This window comes from Brevibacillus fortis (assembly GCF_003013395.1).
Lineage (GTDB): Bacteria > Bacillota > Bacilli > Brevibacillales > Brevibacillaceae > Brevibacillus > Brevibacillus fortis.
In genome coordinates this window covers 19740-40496 of sequence record NZ_PXZM01000007.1, presented here as the reverse complement: position 1 = coordinate 40496, position 20757 = coordinate 19740, and the positions used below count along the sequence as shown (strand labels likewise).

Genomic DNA, 20757 nt, shown 5'->3' with positions numbered 1-20757 from the left:
CCCGAATCGAATCCCTACGATTTTTGTTTTTGTTTAACAAATTTATCTTTTTTTGATAAAGGACTTCATTTTTCAGCTGTAGAATTTACACATTAAGGAGGTGAAATAATGTCAAATTTTAAAGACATTGTAAATCAAGAGGCAATTCCTCATCAGTATAGAGAAAATGCAAAGAATTGTTTTATGTGTAATTCGACAGTAGTAAATGGTGGTACATGGGCCGGAACAAGTAATGACCATTTAGTCACAGTTTGTTCTCAACAATCTTGTCAAGAATCCTTAATCAGTTGGGCAATTGATACTTTCCTTTCAAGTCAAACTAAAGATATTTTTACAGTCAAAGATGATTTCCTAAAATTCGAAGATGCAACATATAATAAAAAAGCAAATAAGAGTAGGTAACATTTCATTTACCGTATACGCAAGCCACAGCTTAGAACAATAATTATATTGTTCTAAGCTGTCTTTTCGTTCTAACATAGGCAAGGCTTGTGACGATCAATGTAAAAACCCACTTAAATCAGCTTTCGTGCGACTAAAAATAACAACTAAAAACCTATAGATAAAATAATAACCAGGAGAAATTCCTGTGTTTTTTTATTTCAATATACAATATTCGACATTTTTATCTTATTTACTTTGCTATAATTCGATTAAATAGACTTAATTTCGAGCCACTCAATAATGAGGTGACAGCAATGTTTATTGAAGTTAATGATTTAAAAGGCCTGATCATTAAAGCCAATTTATATGATTCAGTAGACAACGATTTTTGGAATGAAATTACTTCATCACTTAATTGCGCTCTTATAATTGATGAGGGGCAATTATCAATTTGGAAAAGTAATTTCGGAAATCGAGTAATTTATATAGAAAACGACTATTGGTCTTCTATAGACTCAATCGTTAATAAAGCAATTTTGGAGTTACAATTGCAGCCTTGTGATGTTGCATTTGTTAGTGACCAACATTCTGAAATAAAGGATGTATTATCCGCAGCATTTGGGACAGTTCTTATTAGTGAAAATGATGTTGAATATAGTCAATACGGTGAAATGCCTGATTTTAGGTTCAGAAAATTTACTGATTTTAAAAAGGTGACAACTGATCGAAGTTTCGGTTACTTTTCGGAGGTTTTTTCTACAAGGATTGGAAAGAACAAATTATCGAGTAGAGGTAGGATATTCCATTTTGAAGTAAATAACTTGCGAGCAAAATATCGTGTTTTTACAGGAGGAAGATACTTTACTCGTGAGCATTGCAAATATAGTTTTCATCAGTTATCACATCGCATAAGAAAAAGTAAAGATGAAACGTCGGAAGATACACTTTTTACTGAAATTTTTGTGAAGATAATTTCAGCCATGCTCAAAAATATGAAAATCGACGGTCTGACACGAGTTCCACCTAAACCTAGTAACACAAGAGACCGACTTGGCCCTATCGTAGCAAACGTATCAACCCATTTAAAGATTCAGGACTTGAGCAAATCATTGAACTGTACTGAAGACTACCCTTCACAAAAAGGCTTAAACGCCATTGAAAGAGAATTAAACGTAAGAGATAAATTTTCTGCATCTAGTAACGTTGAGAATAAAACAATTATTCTTTTGGATGATGTGTTCACTACAGGTGCAACAGCTACTGAGTGCGTTCATACACTACGCAAAGCAGGCGTAAGTGATGTAATTGTCGTTACAATAGCTGCGAATCAATTTGGAGTTTTTCGTGACTCTCCATTTTTACCTTGCCCTGAATGTGGTGAACAACTAGTTTTAAAACTTAGCAAATACGGAAATGCATTTTTCGGTTGCACAGAATATAGTTCTGGCTGCAAAGGTAGTATGTATTACTCAGATGGTCGAATTGAACTTAATAAGCTAAATTTAATTTGAGTGATTAAATTAGCGTACCAAAATAAGTTATAATTAAACTGTTTATTATACGACCACACCATGGAAATTGGAGGAGCTTTATGAACAACGAGCAACTAATACTAACTATCATGTCTTTGCCTAGGATTGGTCGAAAGTCTGTCCATAAACTACTTCAAATTCCGGAATTCAGTCAAATTTCTTCACTTAAAGAAATACTAATAATAATGAACCAGTTTTTTTCTAAAGAAGTGTTTACTTTAGAAGATATTCAATTAGCAAGAGAAAAAGCAGAAGAAATTCTCTTGAAATGCGTTAAATATGAAATAGAGGTTCTAAGTTTCTTAAATCCACTTTTTCCAGCACGTCTTAAGCTTATTCCGGACCCACCAATTCTTTTATACGCAAAAGGAAATCTGAAATGTCTAAACGAGGGTTTACCTATCGCAGTTATTGGGACAAGAGAACCTACAGAATACGGTGTTAAAATGGGGAAAAGCATCTCATCTCTACTAGCATCTTCAGGAATCACAATTGTTAGTGGATTAGCTACAGGCTGTGACGCAGTGGCACACTTAGGATGTCTAGAAGGAAAAGGAACTACTGTTGCAATTCTTGCACATGGGCTTGATACAATCTATCCAAAAGAAAACAGATCTTTAGCCAATCAAATTTTAGAAGAAAACGGATGTTGGCTCAGTGAATACCCCCCAGGCGTAAGGGGGATGAGAAATTTTTTTGTGGAACGTGACCGTTTACAAAGTGGTTTAAGCATTGGTGTTATTGTTGTTGAGACTGACATAAAAGGAGGTACGATGTATACAGTCGGTTTCTGTTTAGATGAAAACAAACCACTTGGGTGTCTTAATCATCCTGATCACCTTCTAAATGAACCAAAGACTCGTGGCAATCAAAAGTTAATTTTTGAAGGAAAAGGAATTCCAATTACAAACTTCGACTCTTTGGAGGAATTTGTAAATTTATGCAATCGTAGAAAAAATCACAATCAAAAAGATAAAACCATATTAAAAGATTCAGTAAAACCCCAGGAAAATGAACCTAATCAAATTTCTTTATGGGAGGATTTTTAAGATATGGCAATTATATTTGATTTAGATCAAACTCTGATAGACTCACGCGCTGCAGAGCCATATCGAATGGGGAAGAACCGCGATTTGAATAAGGTCTACGGTATGATACCAACTCTTACTCCGTATCCTGGCATTAATGAACTTATCGAAGAATGCAATCAGAATAACATACGGATCAGTATTGTCACTGCCGGCACAATTCATTATTGCAAACGTGTTGTGGAGCATTGGCAATGGAAAATAGATCATTTAGTATGCTTTCATGATTATGCACCTCTAAAAAAACCCCATCCTAAACCTATACAAATGGGAGTTGCTCGCCTTAATAAGGACACAACAGATATAATCGCTATCGGGGATTCCAGTACTGATACAGAAGCGGCAAGAAAAGCTGGAGTTTTCTCAATTGGTGCTCTTTGGGGGACCATTGATAAGCAATCTCTTATTGCATCAAAACCAGATTTATTATGTGAGAATGTAGCTGAATTAAGAAACTTCATAGCTTCAAAATTTTTCTAAAATCATATAGTCTCCTTTTTAAATGGACATTTTTGATCAATAATTCTTAATTTCTGATAAAAAAACCTCACCGATTTTGGTGAGGCTTTATTCTTATAAGGGAAAAAATAAAAGACTAAATAGGGGTCACCTCACGAAACGGAAAAAATCGTACTTTAAGGGGTAACGCCAGCAAATCAGGTTTACTGGCGTTACCCCTTAAAGAATTATTAATAGAGCGTAAGGGTCTAAACTTGCCACGTTCCACCTGATTGTTTTGTTGCCAAGTATAGTCGCCTGTCAGATTGATGTGTTCCCAACCAAGTAAATTCGCGTTTTGCTGGCGGCACCATAGCCAATTACATGACTTGTAATGTCTTACCGTACAATTTTCGCATTTGGTTGGCGGTACCCCTAAGAGCGAAAAGAATTACGGCTCCTCAGATTACGAGCTTTTTCCTTACAGGTTTCTTTCGAACGATTTCAGTAGCGTTATTCGACAACTACGTTTCCTCCTCGATTACTCCGATTCTACCAGCGATAATACCGCTTTCTCTAGCGATTCTCGTAAGCTTTCGGCTTCCTGTGGAGTCAGGTGAAACCCTTTCCCTTCTAACCACGGTTCTTCAGCGGATTTCCTCCATCATTTCTGGACAGCAAGATATTTTTCCCCGTTCTTCTCGATCAGGAGCGGATTATGGCGAAGAAAGTAAAGATAAGGATACGTGATCTTATAGAGAGCAAGGGAATCTCGTTACGGGAATTATCTCGACTAACGGATATTCGTCATGCCGCTTTAAGCGAACTAGCGAATCAGAAGCGCCAAAACATTAACCTCCAGCATATAGAGCGGATAGCGGATGCCTTTGAAATCGGGGATATTCGGGAAATTATCGACTTAATAGACGTTAAAGAGTAAATCACCTTCGGATAGGGTGATTTTTTTGTTAGAAATGGTTACGGGCGCTTTAAACGGGGTAAATTTCCCTCTTCTCGTTCAACCATCAAAAAATGATAAATGAAACAGCCCCTTCGCCCAAATACGGGTGTTTAGGGGCTGTTAGCGTCTAGGGACTATTCTTCCGTTTCCGCTCGGTAGACCTCTCCTAGTCCGACCGACTTGTAATATTCAGGAATATAGGTCGTATCGTTCGGCGGTTTTATTTCGGGGGACTGGTTCCATCACATGAGCGCTTGGAGTTTTAAACCGTCTACACGCTACTCCTCGTTTAAAATGGTTACGGGCGTTTTAATGGGGGTAAATTTTCACCTTATCGTCTCACCCAGATATTCGGGTTGCACTCTGATCAGCCGATACATCTGTAAATCATCACCATCGCCCCCCTGTTTCATCAGAAAAGCCTAGCTTCGCTCTATCAGGGTCTTGATATTAATGGTGGTGCGTGGTGAGTTTAGCCCTTGCGAGCGGGTGAAGTCCCAAAACGAAAAGAAACCCCCGACGAGTTGTTGAGTACTCGTTTGGGGTTCATAACAAACTATTCCTACTTCAATTCTTCGTAACGCTGTTTACTAAAACGCTCAAACCATCCATCTTCAGTATATAATTCACCAGTTAAGCCATCACTAATCTCTCGAATACTCTCAACTTCTTCTGATTCAAGTTTTACTGCAACGTCAATAGCCTCTTCCTGTTCTAGCATCCAAAGCAGATAATGTAATGTTGTATTGACAACCTTTGGAATCATTCTTTGAACCAACTCTCGTTGTTCAGGAGTGAATTCTGATAGCTGATTGTATATTTGTTCAGAATGCTCCCCTTTCATTTTCCCGTTGGTTACATAGTCCCAATGAATTATTGCTTCATCTCGGACTTTACTCATCAATGCTTCTCCAAAAAAATCTAGTGCTTTCTTACTCATTCAGACGCCTCCTACATTTTATTAGTTCCACGGTATTCTCGTTGGGTCTTTAACAAGCTGTTTTCGAAGATCTAATAATGACTTGGTAACCAAAGATCTTGACTCGGCACGAGTAGCCCCACCAGCCACCAATGCTTCAACAGCAATTCTCGTATGTTCCCTTAAGGTATTAGGTCTCCCACTTTTAGCTAACTCTTTAAAAAGTCGTCTTTGCTCATTAGTCATTAACTGGTGATCCCATCCCATTTCTCTCATAAATTTCTGACTAATAGAGAAGCCTTCTTTTTCACTATACGTCGCATGTCCTTTAAATCCTGCTTTGGCATGGATGTGATGTCCACCTACATCCTTATACTTACCCATTTCATTCCTTAGGTCTCTTCTAATCTGATTTTTGAGTGCTTGTCCAACATTTGTCATTAGACTATCTAAAGATGTCATTAACTTAATGTTGTAGACCACTTTATCAATCTCAGAAGCAACACTATACATGTATTGATCTCTAAGATTATCAGAAGACATTTCGGCAACTAGCTTTGTACCTTTATCCCCTTTTTCCCACATTCTTGTATATACCCTAATCTGGTCTCTAATATTGGATGGGAGTATATCATCCCCCTCTTTCCAATGACCTGTCGGGTCAATATATCTCAATGGATTATTCTCCACATACGTATACCTATTCAAACTAAGCGGATTATCAACTTGCCCTTTATACGTATCCTCCGATATAAACCGGCCTACCGTCGGATCATAATACCGCGCTCTAAGATAATAGAACCCCGTCTTCTCATCATAGATCTCTCCACTATACTTAAACGGATTGGACATTCCCTCTGTCTGTGAGGTGACATTTCCCCAAGTGTCATACTCATAGGTATTCAGATCCTGTCCGTTTTCATCTGAGATCAAGACAACATCTCCGTGGCTGTTATAACCATAATACCCATTTTTGTTAGTTAACAGGTCTTTTCTAAATAACAGCTCGTTCCCCCAGACATTCTGAGCTTTTGCGTTACCCGCTGCATCCAGCTCCTCAATGACTTTCCCATTCAGGTACACGTATTTTGTCTCGTCGCCATTATCTACTTTTGTTGCACGCAAGCCGTCTCCAAAATACGTATACGATGTTGTTGTTCCTGTCTTTTCGTTTGAAGTACTCCGTAGTCGGTTTCGCTCATCGTACGTATAGTTTGTTGTTCCAATATCTGTAGGTAGTTTCCCTTGGAAAGCTGAACGATTTCCTCGACCATTATAAGAGTACTGATTCGTTGAGCTTGGTACTACCTCCTTGGTCAAGCGATCAATTTGGTCGTAATCATATTGGTAAGAAGTTCCGTTTCGCTTGATGGACACGACATTCCCAAAAGAATACTTGTTAGATTCGCTCCAGACAGGGTCTTGCTTGTTAAGATGTGTCACATTCTCAACTTGTCCAAATGAATCTAAGTTGCGCACATTCATTCGACCATTAGGATACTCGACCTGATAACTCTCTCCACTAGTCTTCATCTGATAATCGTACTTGATCTTCCCAGTAAGTGGACTACTTACTTCCTGTAAACGGTCAGATGAGTCGTAGCTATACGTCACTTTTGTAGTGTCTGGGTACGTGAAGGTGTCCATTAGGTCGTCCCAATCTGTATACCCGAGTTGATAGACTCGACCAAAAACAGTCTGGCTCTTCAGCCGCTGGAAAGGATCATAAGTGTAGGAGACTTCGCGGTAGTTGCTAGCAGACGAGTTAGCGTCAGCTCCATTACTATTCGTTTCTTTTTGGATCAAAGAGGTATTCGGAACGTACTCTTTTGTCTCTAAGTTTGTAAATGCACCTGCTGCATTTTCAGTAAATTGTTTGGTTACTTCGTTAAACGGTGTATATAGATAGGTATGACTATTTCCAGCTTTATCTTTAAATCCTTTTGTTGTCCCGTTTGAATTGTAAGTATACGATTCGGTTGCACCTGATGGGACATCCTGCTCACTGATTTTCCAAGAAAGGGCATTGTAATGGTTCTTGGTAGTCAGCACTTGGTTTTCCGTTACCGTCACTAGATTTCCGAGCGTATCGTACTCATATTGGTACTTGTTCTGCTCAGGATCTAGCAGGTACACGAGGTCACCATTGTTGGTGAAGCGATAATCCCAGGCCCTACTCATACCAGTATGGTCTTTAACAGATTTGCGGATGACCTGATCAAAATCGTTACGCGCTAAATAAGTGGTCAGGCTTTGCGTGCCATCCCCAGTACGTTTTACTTCTCTTTCCAAATGTCCTTGCCGATCGTGGTATTGCGTTGTTTGTAAACCGTTCGGCTGGATCGTCACTTGTGTGTTGGCTGCTACATTGTTCGTTCCATCGTTCTTGGTGTTTGCATACAAGTAAACAGTTGTGCCAATTGGATCTTGCTTTTTCCATACGGAACCATCTTCATTGTAAGCAAATGTTGTGGCGCGATTATTATCTGCATAAGGTGCACTCGACAAGAGATGGTTGCCATTTAATGTATACGTGTTATACAAGAGCGGGCGTACTTCTCCATTGGTTCCGATTTGCCCTTTGTATTCGACCTCTCCGTATGGTGTGAAATGGGAAAACATTTGCGTACCATCTCGTAGTTTCATGGTCACTTTACGTGACGAATCATCGTAGGTATAAGTGGTAGCTCTTGTCTGCTCCTTGCTAGTAACCAGTTCCTTTGTTTTTCTGCCAATGACATCATACTCAAACTGGACTACCGTGTTATCTGGATAGGTACGAGATGTCGGGCGTCCCAATGTATCGTACCCGAACACATGGGATATGGTACGCATTTGACCAGGTGCCGTCTCTACTTGCAAATTGATTTCTGTAGGATATAACCCCATGGCATCGTATGATGTAATGTTTTGCGTAACTGTTTTGGCATCTGTTCCCGTGCTTGTTTCTGTAACTGTCTTGAGCAGCTTGTTGGTATCATATGTGTAGGTCCGATCTACCTGTTCGACCTTGGTCGAAGTTCCGTCAGGATAGGAATCGATGATCTTTTCTGTCGCCAACAAGAGGTTGCTTCCGTAGGTGTAACTTTCTTGATGATAATGATTCGGATTACCAGCAGCTGTTTTCTTCACGTTACTTGGCATCCGCCATGACGAACTTGCCCACGGGAAGTAATATTCTGTATGGGTTACATTTCCCTTTGTGTCTATTTCCTTGATGACATCACCGAAGTCATTGTAGTCATATTCTGTTGTTTGCGCATACCGAGGGATACGCACCTTAACTTTAGATAATTTTTTGGTATCTGGTGCCAACAAGTACGTATAGACATCCTGGTCAGCCGTTATCGAAGCTGGACGACCAGGGAAAGAATATACGTGTGTTGGCTTTGTTTCGCGATCATTGTAAAGATAACTTGTGTAGCTGACTGGGTAATAAGAATAAGTTTTATCGTCTTCAGTTAGCTTAAGCTCTCCTCGAATCGTGTCCGTATCCGAACCTGAACCAATATATTGCTTCACCGATTGCAATAAAAAGTTACGATCTTTATTGACGACAAATGTTTTTTCCTCATTCGGTAGACCTTCTTGGACAGTACCTGTTACCACACGAGAACCGTCTCGGTTTATTGGCTGAGTAGCAAGTCTGACGGCTTCCGATTTAGGTGACTTCCAGATTTCTTTATTTGCCTCTGGATAATACTTGGTGTACGAGTACCACTCTGTGGTTGGCTGATCTGGATGAGGTGTCTTTGCAAAACGGAAATTTACGGCTGTGACAGGTTGATAACTCGTGTAAGTCAACATTTCTTTATCATGATAAACACGTACGACACCTCGATCCAACATTCCAGGGGCATCAGGTTGGTACAAGCTGTACGTATAAGTCATAGACAAGCCTTCTACCGGGTAGTTAACCTGTTTGAGCAGCTTATAATTTACCGTTGCCTTCACATTTTTGTCCGTAGTCGTATATGATGTGGACTCTATTCCCCCGTCATCGAAGTTAATAAGACCATTAGGTGCTGGGAATGTATAATTCGGTTTGAGGTTAAACTCAGTTTTTCCATACAAATTGGCATCGTGATAGATGTATTCGGCGATTACTTTGCTCTCAGTGCCAGAAGTACTATGTTCCAACACCCTGTCCTTGTTCGTGTTGATTCCCCATTCATATTGCAAATGCTTTAACAAGGTTTTCTCGCTGCTGTCTTGATAGACCTTGAGATGCGTTTGCAAAGCCGATCGTTCTATCTCGATATAGCGTCCGACGCTGTCCGTGATTTCGATTGGCTTTTTCATATCTTCCGGGATACGGTACCTAACCACATCTCCATAACGATTTGTTTTTTTGACGAGATACGTAATGTATGAATCGCCAACCTCTTCGCCAAATTCATAATTGTTTCCATCAATGACAAGCGTAACGACATGTTTGTCTTTAAACTCTCCTGTCGAGCTACGATAGCCTGACATAGTTGCACCTTTATAAGGTGTATTCACCCAATCCCCTTGAACAGATTTGGACTCCAGTACCGTTCCATCCTCTAGGGTAAACAAGTACCTATTTCCGTCACCTCTTTCTCCACAACTATATCTGGAAAAATCTGCGAAATACGAACATGACGTATTTGATTTACTGACTACCTGAAAGCGAGGAAAATTGAAGCTCCAACCGCTTGGCATGGAATCAATGCCCGATTTCAAGAAAGTGGTTTTATTGGTTCCTGCTGATGAATAGTATATACTCCGAGTCATTGCATCCAGGGAGGAATACGTGCGCTCAAGGGTCAAATCCATCCCATGCTTACCTTCCAATTGAAGGTCAACTTCTTTCACATTCGCCGCACGATACAGCTCATCCACCGGATTATCCGTATTCGTTCGCTGATACTTATAGGTCAAACCTTCCGTGTCGTACATCGCATCTGGAATACTCGCAGCAACCCCTGAGCTAGTCAGGGCACTTCTTTGTTGTGGAATTGGTTGATTCTGATTTACGGTATTGCTCCGCTCATAAAAGATTTGAATCGCAGGCAATAATGCTGCTATTTTCTCAACCTTCATTTTTGGTATGTCGCTGATCTTTTTAACTACAATTTCATCAGTCCATTGATATTTCTCAACTTGCTCATTATGAGACAAGAATTTATCGAACTGTGGGTAAAAATACGCAGCGATTTGAAGCATCTCTCTAGTAGAGATTTGGTATGCCTCCCATACATCGTTTGCGTTCAGAGAATCCCAATTCTCTGAATGGACTTTATCCTTCGTGTATTGGGGTTTATCTTCAGGTCCTCTTTCTTCATTCATTTCTTTTTCAGTTAGATACGTAGAAAGCCATTTTTTTGTTGTTCCGTCTTGCTTGGATGCAACTGATGATTCCGTACCCTCTGGTTGCTCATTTGCTGTTGCATATGCTATACCCGGTGATAACAAGGATATTGCCAAAACTATATTGATATTTTTTCTTAACCATTGTTTGATTCGCATGAAGCCAATTCTCCTCTTCCTTTAGTAAACCGTTTTCTTGATGAGATTTCCGTTGCCATCATAAATGAATTCGCTCAGGATTTTGTCGTTTTGCTTTATTTGGACCAATTGCCCTTTAGCGTTGTAAACATACTCCACTCCGAGGTAACGGGCTGTGAGTGTTGTTTGAACAGAAGTGTTATTTATGGGCGAAAGGACAACATAATAATCCTGACCTTCTTGTAAGGTTATGGTTACTTTAGAAAAAGAGGATGTGTCTCCATCATCACTAGAAACAAGCTGACGGGATTGTCCATAATCTTCATAAATAGCGAGCTCTGTATTACTGGTATTCGTAAAAATCTCAAAACTGCCAGATACAGAAGGAGTGAATTTTAAGATTTTTTTATTACCCGATTGTAATTGAATTTCCGTTGCTGTGGTTTCCAACAAGGACTCTGTATCGGTGAAAGAGATGGCAAAAGCATTTGTCACTACATCAGAGTCCGTTCCTGAAATCTGCTCTTTTGGAATCGTAATGTAAACATCTTGTACACTATGTTTCTTTTCATGAGCAATTGCATTACCAATGAATCCTACCGAAAGTTGAGTATCACTGTTACGCGTCACAATTGGTTGTATTCCTGTGGGCAAATTGGTGACCGTCACAGCAGAGGCAACATCTGGGGAAAACATACCATTTGTCAGGTTCACAATTTGCTTTGAAGAAATGCTGCCATCATTTGCTGTTGCTTCCTGAATCGTAGGTAACACCACCGCAGCACTTGTGTCTAAAGCCACATTCAATCTCGCATGTACAGGCTGAGACTGGTTGTAAGGATAAACGTAAACAAAATGTGTAGCACCAGCAGTCATACTCACCTTGATTTCGGAAAACAGAGAACCGTCAGTGGCTTCATCATTAAAATCAACGAGCCCCTTCATTTGCTCCTCTCGAAACATAAGTAGCATCGTGTCAAATGGTGCCCCGAATCCCCCGTATGGACTCGTGTTAAAACGGTAAGTTCCTGTTACAGGCGCAGTAAAACGATAGGCTGGTACTACACCGACAGGTAGACTAATATCTATAGGCCGTGCAAGACCAAGTTCTGTCTTTACTTTACTGAGAGACAAGCTGTAAGAAGCTGTTTCACTGTAGTGTCTATCAAAGCTGAACACGGAAATGTAGTAAGTGGTATTTGGTTGAACGGAGAAAGTGACGGTTTCTTTCAGACCAGGTTCGCTACTCGTACCGGAACCTACAGCTTTGTTAGGTTCTTGAACAACAAGGATGTCATAGTTCTTGTCCTCAGGGACACCTAGTGTGACCGTTAAATCACCGGCAAGAGTACCCGAATCGAAACGATACATATCAAGATCCTTTGCGAATGAGAGCTTGGAGGAGTATAAATTTCCACTTGAAATGGAATAACTCGTAGTCTTGTCTTCATTTGGTTCAAAGGGGTCTACGACGGAAGCAACTGAAGCTGAAGCTGCAGGAACAGCTGCAGTGCGTAATGTCGTTGTGTTCACCTGCTTTATTGGTGGTGTTTTTAGGGGAGAAAGCTCAGGCATAAGTTGTTCCCAGTATGCATTTACTTGTTGCTCCATTTGTTTTTGTAACTCCTGAATCTTGCTTTTTTGTTTTTCAAAATGCTTATTAATTTTTTCTTGATGTTTTAGCCTATTCGAATCTTTTGGTGCAGCGTGGAGCTTCGTGTTCTTTTGCGAGAACGAAGATATTTGCTTCTCGATCTTTTTCGCCAACTTCTTATCTCCCTTTTTTTCAGCAACGACTTGGAAGAAAGATAAGGTTTGCTGAAGTCCCAGTAATTCTCTATCCATTTGGGATACTTCCGCTATAGGATTTTGTGACGTTTTTGCTTCTGCCATAGGAAAACATGTGAGCAAAATCAGCATACCTACAAACGTAAAACTCATCAAACGATTTACCATTATTATGCCACTACTTTCATGATGAAATAATTGAACGATTCAAGTTACTTGACAGTGCATTTGCAACAAATTGTATATCCCTGAGGACATCACCTCATATGTATCGTTTATCTATCAAAAACCCAGAAGAAAGTATATCAACATTGAGCTAAAAATGATTGTCAAAAAATATGGTGCTCTTGGGCTGTTTTCCCAACAAACTTTGACGAATTCTTCAATAATAAAAAGCAAAAAGGGGCTGTCCGTTACGTGGTATTTCCTCCCGATAACTAAAAAAAGCAAAACCCAAGAATGCCGTAAAATCAGCATTCTTGGGTTATTAATTTCAGTGCAATTTACTCGAAAATGGACTTTTTGACAGCCCCTATATTCGTTATAATAATGCCAACTTAACCTGCAAGGCATGCATTACAAAGATGAATACTATAAAGTTATTTGAAGTATTCGCTTGCATTTGGATCTTTGTCAGCGTTTTTTTCTGCCGAAACACCGGTTACCTGGCCCGCACTGTTTATTGCCATCCGAAACTCATCGCCAACTACCTCAATGCGATTTACAAAGCGGCTTTAGATGACATCACCTACAGGAGCCCGCACTATGCAGTCCAAAATTTGAAAATAAAGCTTTAGACTGCTCGCTAATCCCCGTCGGCGAGTCCTTTTAACGTATAGAAAGGAGGACATTTGTGAAAACTATGAACTACTAACATAACTGATAACATAAAACAGTGAAAGAGTGGATAATTTGTCATTTGATGAGAGCAATATTCCTGATGTACAACGACGCGTCGCTGTCTATGCTCAGGCTAGAAATTTTCTGACTGGATTTTGCACTTTTCATGCTGACGCTGTCTCAAATCAGCGCCGATTAGAAGTGATTCTCTTTCCTTCAACATCAGCTAAAATTCATTACGAGCGTGTGGCTGATCTCGGTATTACCGATGAGAACGACATTCCAGAAGTTGCACGTCGGGTGGCGAAACTCGCACAAAACCTGAAAGACCCGAGTGGAAAAAATTATCTTACCGGATTTACTACCTTCCATGCTGACAACATAGGAACTGGACGCCGACTAGAGATCATCCTTCTACCAGACGACAGCACCTTAGCTAAAATTCACTACGAGCGTGTGGCTGATCTCGGTATTACCGACGAGAACGACATTCCAGAAGTTGCACGTCGGGTGGCCAAATTCGCACAAGACCTGAAAGACCCGAGTGGAAAAAATTATCTTACCGGATTTACTACCTTCCATGCTGACAACATAGGAACTGGACGCCGACTAGAGATCATCCTTTTTACACAAAATGTAGCAGCATTAGACTATGAATTCAAACTCGGACTGGGCATTATCGGACGTTTTTCTTTTCAACCAGAGATAAATAGTAGCCAGAGGTTCAAGTTAATCGAACGACATATATTTGCAGTATCGCGAGCCATAATTTGCGATACACTTGGAGACCATAAGCAGAAATTGCTTAACGCTTATACAAAAGCTATTGACCATGGCGTTAGTACAGATCCCAATGAGAACGCTAGTGTGCCTGTGCCGGAAAGGTCGCGTATTAACGTAAATTTCAGCGTTTTGTTCCCGAAAGGCGACATAGAAATTGCTCAGACTTTAATTCATGAGATGATGCATTGTGCTGGAGAAGGATTACAGTCTGAGCTAGACCATCCGCCTCGCCGCTTACCACCTCCCGGTCAGAGTTGTGCCGTACCCGAACATACCTTCGATTGTCCTTTCGACGGTGGGCCTTACTATAGTAGCCCTCCACTTCAGGCTGAGCTGTGCATCGCAGGTAGCCAAAGTGACATTAGCAATTGTATGCTAAACAGTCGTGGTGAGTTCACCGTTTATGAAAAGAATACTTAGAAAGTTAACCATCCAGCAACATAACGATCTGGTTTTTTTGCCCATTCCTCCAAAACGGTGGATTAAGCAAAATTGTTAGTCTGTGTAATAAACGTTATCTTCTGAGGGACGTGGACCACATTTACCCCGAGTAATAGAATTAGGAGTAACAAGTAATTTCAGTAGACACCAACACTTAAATAACGCCGTTTCACGAACGGAATGGTGAACGAAAAGCAGCCGATATTTCGGCTGCTTGTTTCGTTCTGATGCAGACAGTTTTGGGAATTGATTCTCTGAGTTTACGGAATCAGAGAAAGTATAACATTGGCGGCGAAATGATTAAACTATTCTGACCACTCAAATAACTCTTTCTCAGTCTAGTACTTTTTTTCAGTCTACAATTTTTCCTCAGCTATCGTTACCCTCTTTTTGAAATTAAATCATAATACATTTTTGGGGGTTAACACCTTATTTTGATTTACTCCTATAATTTGATGAAGGAAATCCGAATACAATATTTTCTTTTTCTCATTCATATACCCAATCAATACCATAAATAGTTAATATCCCTTAATCCAGGGAATTTAAGAGAAATTTTCTCTTTTATATTCTCCCTTCCTAATTCAATAACAGAAACTAGCTCAGTAGATATCTGAATCTGTAGTATATCGCCATCTATCTCCATTATCTTTGACTGTCTCGCAACCATATTTCCCACAATCTTTTCCCACTCAACTTTAACTTCCTCAATTTCTAACGAAGTTAGTGATATACCAAATTTTTTCACATCTAGTTCATTGAATAAGTCGACCTCATAATAATGTGATTCTCCTTGGATCTGAGATAGTAATTCTCTAGTAGCTATGCGAACCTCCGACTTTAATTTTTCTAAATCCATAGCACTATTAAAACGAAGTCGAATTAATGGAATACCACCTGTAGAAAAAATGAAGTTCTTCTTTTTCATATTTTCTGTTGCTACCTTAGTGTCATTATAGTCGCTATCCTTTTCAAAAGCTAAAACTGGTAAATAGGTAGTTGTGTTGATAATAACAAAGTCTACATGAGCCATAAAAAGGTAAGTCAGATGCTCTCCGTCTAATACATCTCTTAATTTCTCTATGTCAAAAATGGTCTTGAGACTCATGTTTGGAAAAATAAAATGCTGAGGGAACAATTCAATTAAAGCACGATATAGTGAAATTTCAGACTCATGATAGAAAATTGGTCTAAAAAATCTCGTTTTATCTATTTTGAGGATCTCACGCTCTAACTTTGGATTAATATAATCTCCAACTAATTTTTCTATCGTTGGGGCCATTTTGATTCCGTTCTTATCAATAGTAATAAGGTCTAAACTAACAAGATAATCGAGATTTTTCTTCAAGGTGGTGGAGCTTTGTCTTGTTAAATCAGATAAAACTTCTATGCCTACCTCTTGTTCTCCAAGTCGGTAAATTGAGAATAAAATTTGTTTGTGCCAATTCTTTGTCTTTTTAAAATAGTTCTCAGTTATTCTTTTTGGTTTTTCCGCTTCATCTAAAATTGCTTTTTCGGTAGATTTTAAATTATTAATTACAGTCTTATCTTCTGGATTAAGCTTAAGTGCTTTTTTGTAAAGATCCAAAGCTTTCTCTAGATTTTTTTCCACTTCTCTGTAATATACACCTAAATTGTTATAGATTGCTCCAGATTCATTACCATCAGCTATTGCTTTTTCATAAATTTCTTTTGCTTCTTTCTTATAACCAGAATTCGATAGTGAATAAGCTGTTTCAAAGAAGTAATTGTCCATCGGAATTACGCTAATTTGATACATCCTAGAGATAATTCGGTACTGTTTATCTTCATACAAAAGCTCAAATCGTCCTACAACAAAATCAATTAAATGCCTCTTTAACGTAGTATCTGACATATCTAGGACTTTAAGAGCATAATTCTGTAAGATATTTTTCATGGTTTGAGTATCTGCAATTGAGTAAAGATCATCAAAGCCAATAATTACATCACTATGAAGTTTCTGTTCAAACTCAGATAATACCTTTTTCGATTTATAATCAAAGGTTTTTTTCATTAAACTGAAAAAATTATTTACTAGCTCCTTGGATTTGGTTTTATTTAGTCTGAGGTCTCCTTCGATATTATTATCGTATTCCAGCTTGTTAATATACTGAAAGTATTGTATAAAAGGCTGTAGAAAAATAATATCAATTGAAAGACTGTTAATACTCTCATATGTTTTGAGACTCGATTCAAGTGAACCATTCCCAAAATAGCGTGTTATTTCATAGTGAGTCTTAACAGTAGCTATTAGATGGTTAGCTAATAGATCCACTTCGTTATTTTTATGTAATAATTCTAAAAAATCCAGGTAAGCATTTACAAATAAACAGTCATCACCTAATGAGAGGCTACATTCCTTTTCCCCCACCTCAAACAAATGATATAGACCGTTATATACAACAAGTCCTTCCAAAGATGAAGGATCTGTTAATTTTAATACCTCATATAACTGTTGCTCAATCGGTTGCTGTGAGTAATATGTTGCTAGAAGCTCATTATAAATAAGTAATAATACAAGCCGATCTTCAATTCTTTCTCCATCTAGAACCAATCTATCAAAAAATTTTGATACTCTATTTTTGAATACGGTCGTTGCTTTCTCATACTCACCTATTCGTATATATATCTCTTTGGTAGCAATAATAAGGTAAATTATATGTAAGCCCTTATTTTCTACTGGTAGTAAAACCAACTTTTCAAATTCTTCTATAACATAATCCAAAATCGGTGTGATGTTCTCTGGCGAGTAAAATTGGTGAAATACCTTTCGGGATTCTTCCATACTTCCTTCAGTTTTATTAGGAAATAATAGACCCAAAAGATCATTTAAAGTCTCTCTTTGGTCCAATTGCACTTAAAATCCCCCTTAATTTTTCCATCTCAATGCAATTTATTCTGCTAAACCTTATGTTCCATTTCCCCATAAATACAATCCAATTTTCCCCTGTTGTAAAACGTAAAGTTCAGGGTTTATGACGTTTATTGCCCGTTAGGGCATCAACCTTAGCTTGTAACTTTACGTACACCGAACTATCTATAATGGACGTCTTTATATACCTCTCTTACTGTTGTTTTCAATCAATTCTCTAAGAGTAATTACCAATCAATACATGGATCTGAACCATCCTGGATTAAAATTGCATAGAATTGATTTGCCGTTAGTAAAGGATCTAGCAATTTTTCTAATGTCTCATGGTCAATTTTTATTAAGTCTAAATTTGTATCTTGATATGAATATGTACCGATTACAACTGTTAAAAGATACTCGTCGTAGTCTTCTTGTCTATAATCAACAAAATGCAAATATTCTAACTGATAATAAGAAAGGAATCCAATGATTTTTTGTAACAATCTAATCGGTACACCCATACCAAAGCTTAGTTCTAATTTTGCTGGAATTTCTTCGTAGGATGCTAATTCGAGTCCCTTTATGTTCGTAATACCAACTTTGCTTAAAGAAGTAGTGATATCATAAAACTCTGCCAATAACTCATTAATAATTACTCTAGTCTTTGAGAGATCTAAATCATGTATCTCAAAGAGGGGTTTAAATAATTCAGTCTGACCATAATAGTTTTCTATCATAAAAATTTCATTAATAATTTTCTTTTTAAATTCACTGATATCATTGTCAATTCCGATAACCCCCACAGTTCCTTCTTCGGTCCCACATTCATCAGTATATTCATCTTCTTTAAGAGCGTTTATTTTAATATCTTTCTCATGAAACGTTGAAAGAGCTCCTTGGGTTAATCGTTTTGTAATTTGATCAATTTTTTCACTAAGTTCTAGAATTGTTTTATCACGTTCAGCAAAATAAGCAAGCTGTTCTTCTGTTGTAATTTCTATATCTAAAAATTCCAACCTTATACCATAATTGATTGGATTATTTAATATGTGAACAAGCCTTTCAAGATGGAAAACCTCAACGTAAGTACTTTTGCTTACTGACATTAACTTTTTTCTTTCAGTAATAGTTAGTTCCTGATTTGTTATAAAGATTATCCCTTCAACAGAATTCTTGTAGACCCCCTCTAGATCTGAAAGAAATTTTTTCTTTATAGTTTTAAAGTCTTTATGACCTCGAGGGAAGTATGCAGCTCCGATCCAGATTACTCCATCCTTAGCACAAATAAAATCTTTTAAGCTGTCCTTCCCCCCTAGTGGATGCGAGGGATCAATTGACGTGTATCCTGATGAATGTATAATATGACCCGCAAGCCTTTCAGCAGCCTTTTGTCCCTTAGTCCATTCCAGTAATCGATTCCACGTCTCATCTCCATCGGTTCTTCTTCTGCCATGATTCATTTTCCGTCCCTCATATAAAAAGTCCTCATTATTTTTATGTATTGCCAGTGAATCCATTCATACTTCTTCACAAGACCTGGATATTACCAATTTTCTTTATTACTAGGCTAATCTTTCTTTAACAGCGTAAATATTCCTTGTATCTCCGCTTCATATTTATCAGACCAGTTTGAATTTGCATCAAGAGCATTATTTAATACAATTTCATCACCTGTTGTAAATCTTATTTCCAAATTAATAATCATCTGATCTTTCTTCTCATACTGTAATTCCAGTCTATTTAAATGCTCATATTTCAGTACTTTTATGATGACTTGGCTACCCGTGTTCAGAAAAATAGTAACTTTATTATCTTCGAATACATAGACTTCCACGTCTTTATCTTCAACAAAAATATTCTTTGGATAAAAACCTAGAACATTGTCTTGATTCACATGTTTCCGTAAAAGATTTGCTAGAAAAGAAAGCCTTGATCCCCCCTCAAAACTCACCTTTCTAAGATAATCTGTGAATTCGATAAAATTTAGTCTCATTAATATATCCCCCTTTCACATTAATCTCACGGCCTACTATCGAATACACTCAACATGCTTCGAGCACCTAACGACTATTTTTTCAAAAAAATTATTGCAAGTAATGTGAGATGTGTCTTTTCCAAAGTTCTTCAACTACAGACTTTGCATCATGCCTCTCTTTGTTCCCAAATATATTCATGGTCATACTTAATTCCAGTTCATTATTATGTGAAACATTACAATAGATGATTTCATTCATAGATCCATCATTATGTGGGTCTATATACAATCCATAAGCGATATTAATACTTTCTTGACGTCCAAGAATTCCCCCGAGCCAAACTTTAATACTTGTTTTTATATTGCCATCCACATATAGCTTATATATCCATTTTTTCTCTGTTATTTTCTCAATGATGTATTGAAAAGTTTGATTATTTTCAGCAACTTTTTCAAACAATTGAGGTAACAATTTTGTAATTTCATGAAAACTCTTATCTAAAAATTCGGCTTTATCTATATCAGTTTTTTTGAAGACTTTGGATATCTGAAGATCATCGAAGGGATTGGGTTCTAATATTTCTTTTTGAGGTTGTAAATTAGGTCTTTTTCCTAACGGAGCAAGTTCATATAAATCTATTTTTAAAATTCTATGTAGTAGTTCCTTAAATGCTTTCTCGAAGTTTGCGTTATTAGAAAAATCGATTACGTAATAATCCTGCAAATGATCAGGAAAAGCTCCTTCAAAGCTACCCGAATGCCTTATAATAAAAATTAACTTATCGGGATTCCTTCTAAGAATTGGCAAAGATAACATAGTCTCAAAACCAACTCCCCCCTGAAAACTATTAGCTTTCTTAGCATAATTTTCAGTCAGGACCATAATAATATAATCCTTATCCATCATATTTGTAACCATCATCTCATTAAGATTAGTAGTTCCCTTTTGTGTTTCAACCAAATCAATCTTTGCATCTACACCATTTTCCCGTAATTTATTCATTAGCTTAAAAACCCATTGTTGATGCAGATCACTATCCCAACTATAACTAATAAAAGCAGAATAAGTTTTTTCCTCCATTATTTCTTCCCCTACTTTTCTATTATAATGTCTCACAAAAACTGCTTGTTTTCGAATCTTAATACTATTAAAAGTATATCACCCTCTTGAAATAAGTGGTAAATACTTCTCGTATATATTATTTTTTCGTCACATTAAATTCATTGGTTCAAATAATTATGCAGATACTATTTTATGTCTGAG

The 20757-nt window shown here is 37.9% G+C and carries 13 protein-coding genes; 6 read left to right on the top strand and 7 right to left on the bottom strand.

Annotated features, from left to right (window positions below):
• The first annotated feature begins 108 nt into the window (after window positions 1-108).
• The 5 genes from C7R93_RS06215 to C7R93_RS06195 all read left to right on the top strand — a co-directional run bounded on the left by C7R93_RS06215 (window position 109) and on the right by C7R93_RS06195 (window position 4382).
• The gene (locus tag C7R93_RS06215; RefSeq protein ID WP_106837990.1) at window positions 109-402 is read left to right on the top strand and encodes a hypothetical protein; all 294 of its coding nucleotides are present in this window, start codon (window positions 109-111) and stop codon (window positions 400-402) included.
• A gap of 296 nt (window positions 403-698) precedes the next feature.
• Window positions 699-1895 carry a ComF family protein gene (locus C7R93_RS06210; protein ID WP_106837989.1) on the top strand — a complete coding sequence of 399 codons (1197 nt, stop codon included), beginning with the start codon at window positions 699-701 and terminating at the stop codon, window positions 1893-1895.
• Between the two features lie 80 nt (window positions 1896-1975).
• Entirely contained in the window at window positions 1976-2965 is a 990-nt protein-coding gene (locus tag C7R93_RS06205) for a DNA-processing protein DprA (RefSeq protein ID WP_106837988.1), read from the top strand.
• Between the two features lie 3 nt (window positions 2966-2968).
• Complete coding sequence (locus tag C7R93_RS06200; RefSeq protein ID WP_106837987.1) at window positions 2969-3484, top strand: HAD family hydrolase; 516 nt, start codon at window positions 2969-2971, stop codon at window positions 3482-3484.
• A 676-nt stretch (window positions 3485-4160) separates the two neighbouring features.
• Entirely contained in the window at window positions 4161-4382 is a 222-nt protein-coding gene (locus tag C7R93_RS06195) for a helix-turn-helix domain-containing protein (RefSeq protein WP_106837986.1), read from the top strand.
• 583 nt (window positions 4383-4965) lie between these two features.
• Here C7R93_RS06195 and C7R93_RS06190 read toward each other — a convergent pair.
• Genes C7R93_RS06190 through C7R93_RS06180 form a run of 3 tightly spaced genes read right to left on the bottom strand, consistent with a single transcriptional unit; the run spans window position 4966 to window position 12750 of the window.
• Window positions 4966-5343, bottom strand: coding sequence for an epimerase (locus C7R93_RS06190; RefSeq protein ID WP_106837985.1), 378 nt, complete (start codon window positions 5341-5343; stop codon window positions 4966-4968).
• 21 nt (window positions 5344-5364) lie between these two features.
• On the bottom strand, window positions 5365-10815 hold the full coding sequence (locus tag C7R93_RS06185; RefSeq protein ID WP_106837984.1) for an RHS repeat domain-containing protein: 5451 nt from the start codon (window positions 10813-10815) through the stop codon (window positions 5365-5367).
• Between the two features lie 21 nt (window positions 10816-10836).
• Window positions 10837-12750 carry a hypothetical protein gene (locus C7R93_RS06180; protein ID WP_106837983.1) on the bottom strand — a complete coding sequence of 638 codons (1914 nt, stop codon included), beginning with the start codon at window positions 12748-12750 and terminating at the stop codon, window positions 10837-10839.
• Window positions 12751-13494: 744 nt separating this feature from the next.
• Here C7R93_RS06180 and C7R93_RS06175 point away from each other — a divergent pair.
• On the top strand, window positions 13495-14625 hold the full coding sequence (locus C7R93_RS06175; RefSeq protein WP_106837982.1) for a hypothetical protein: 1131 nt from the start codon (window positions 13495-13497) through the stop codon (window positions 14623-14625).
• Window positions 14626-15151: 526 nt separating this feature from the next.
• Here the strand turns inward: C7R93_RS06175 and C7R93_RS06170 are convergent.
• From C7R93_RS06170 to C7R93_RS06155, 4 genes are all read right to left on the bottom strand, one after another.
• The gene (locus C7R93_RS06170; protein WP_106837981.1) at window positions 15152-17524 is read right to left on the bottom strand and encodes a DUF2726 domain-containing protein; all 2373 of its coding nucleotides are present in this window, start codon (window positions 17522-17524) and stop codon (window positions 15152-15154) included.
• A 242-nt stretch (window positions 17525-17766) separates the two neighbouring features.
• Window positions 17767-18978: a hypothetical protein gene (locus C7R93_RS06165; protein ID WP_146142410.1), complete on the bottom strand. Its 1212-nt coding sequence runs from the start codon at window positions 18976-18978 to the stop codon at window positions 17767-17769.
• A 107-nt stretch (window positions 18979-19085) separates the two neighbouring features.
• Window positions 19086-19511: a DUF3908 family protein gene (locus tag C7R93_RS06160; protein WP_106837979.1), complete on the bottom strand. Its 426-nt coding sequence runs from the start codon at window positions 19509-19511 to the stop codon at window positions 19086-19088.
• A 91-nt stretch (window positions 19512-19602) separates the two neighbouring features.
• Window positions 19603-20574, bottom strand: a complete 972-nt coding sequence (locus C7R93_RS06155) for a toll/interleukin-1 receptor domain-containing protein (RefSeq protein WP_106837978.1) — start codon at window positions 20572-20574, stop codon at window positions 19603-19605.
• Between the last annotated feature and the right edge of the window lie 183 nt (window positions 20575-20757).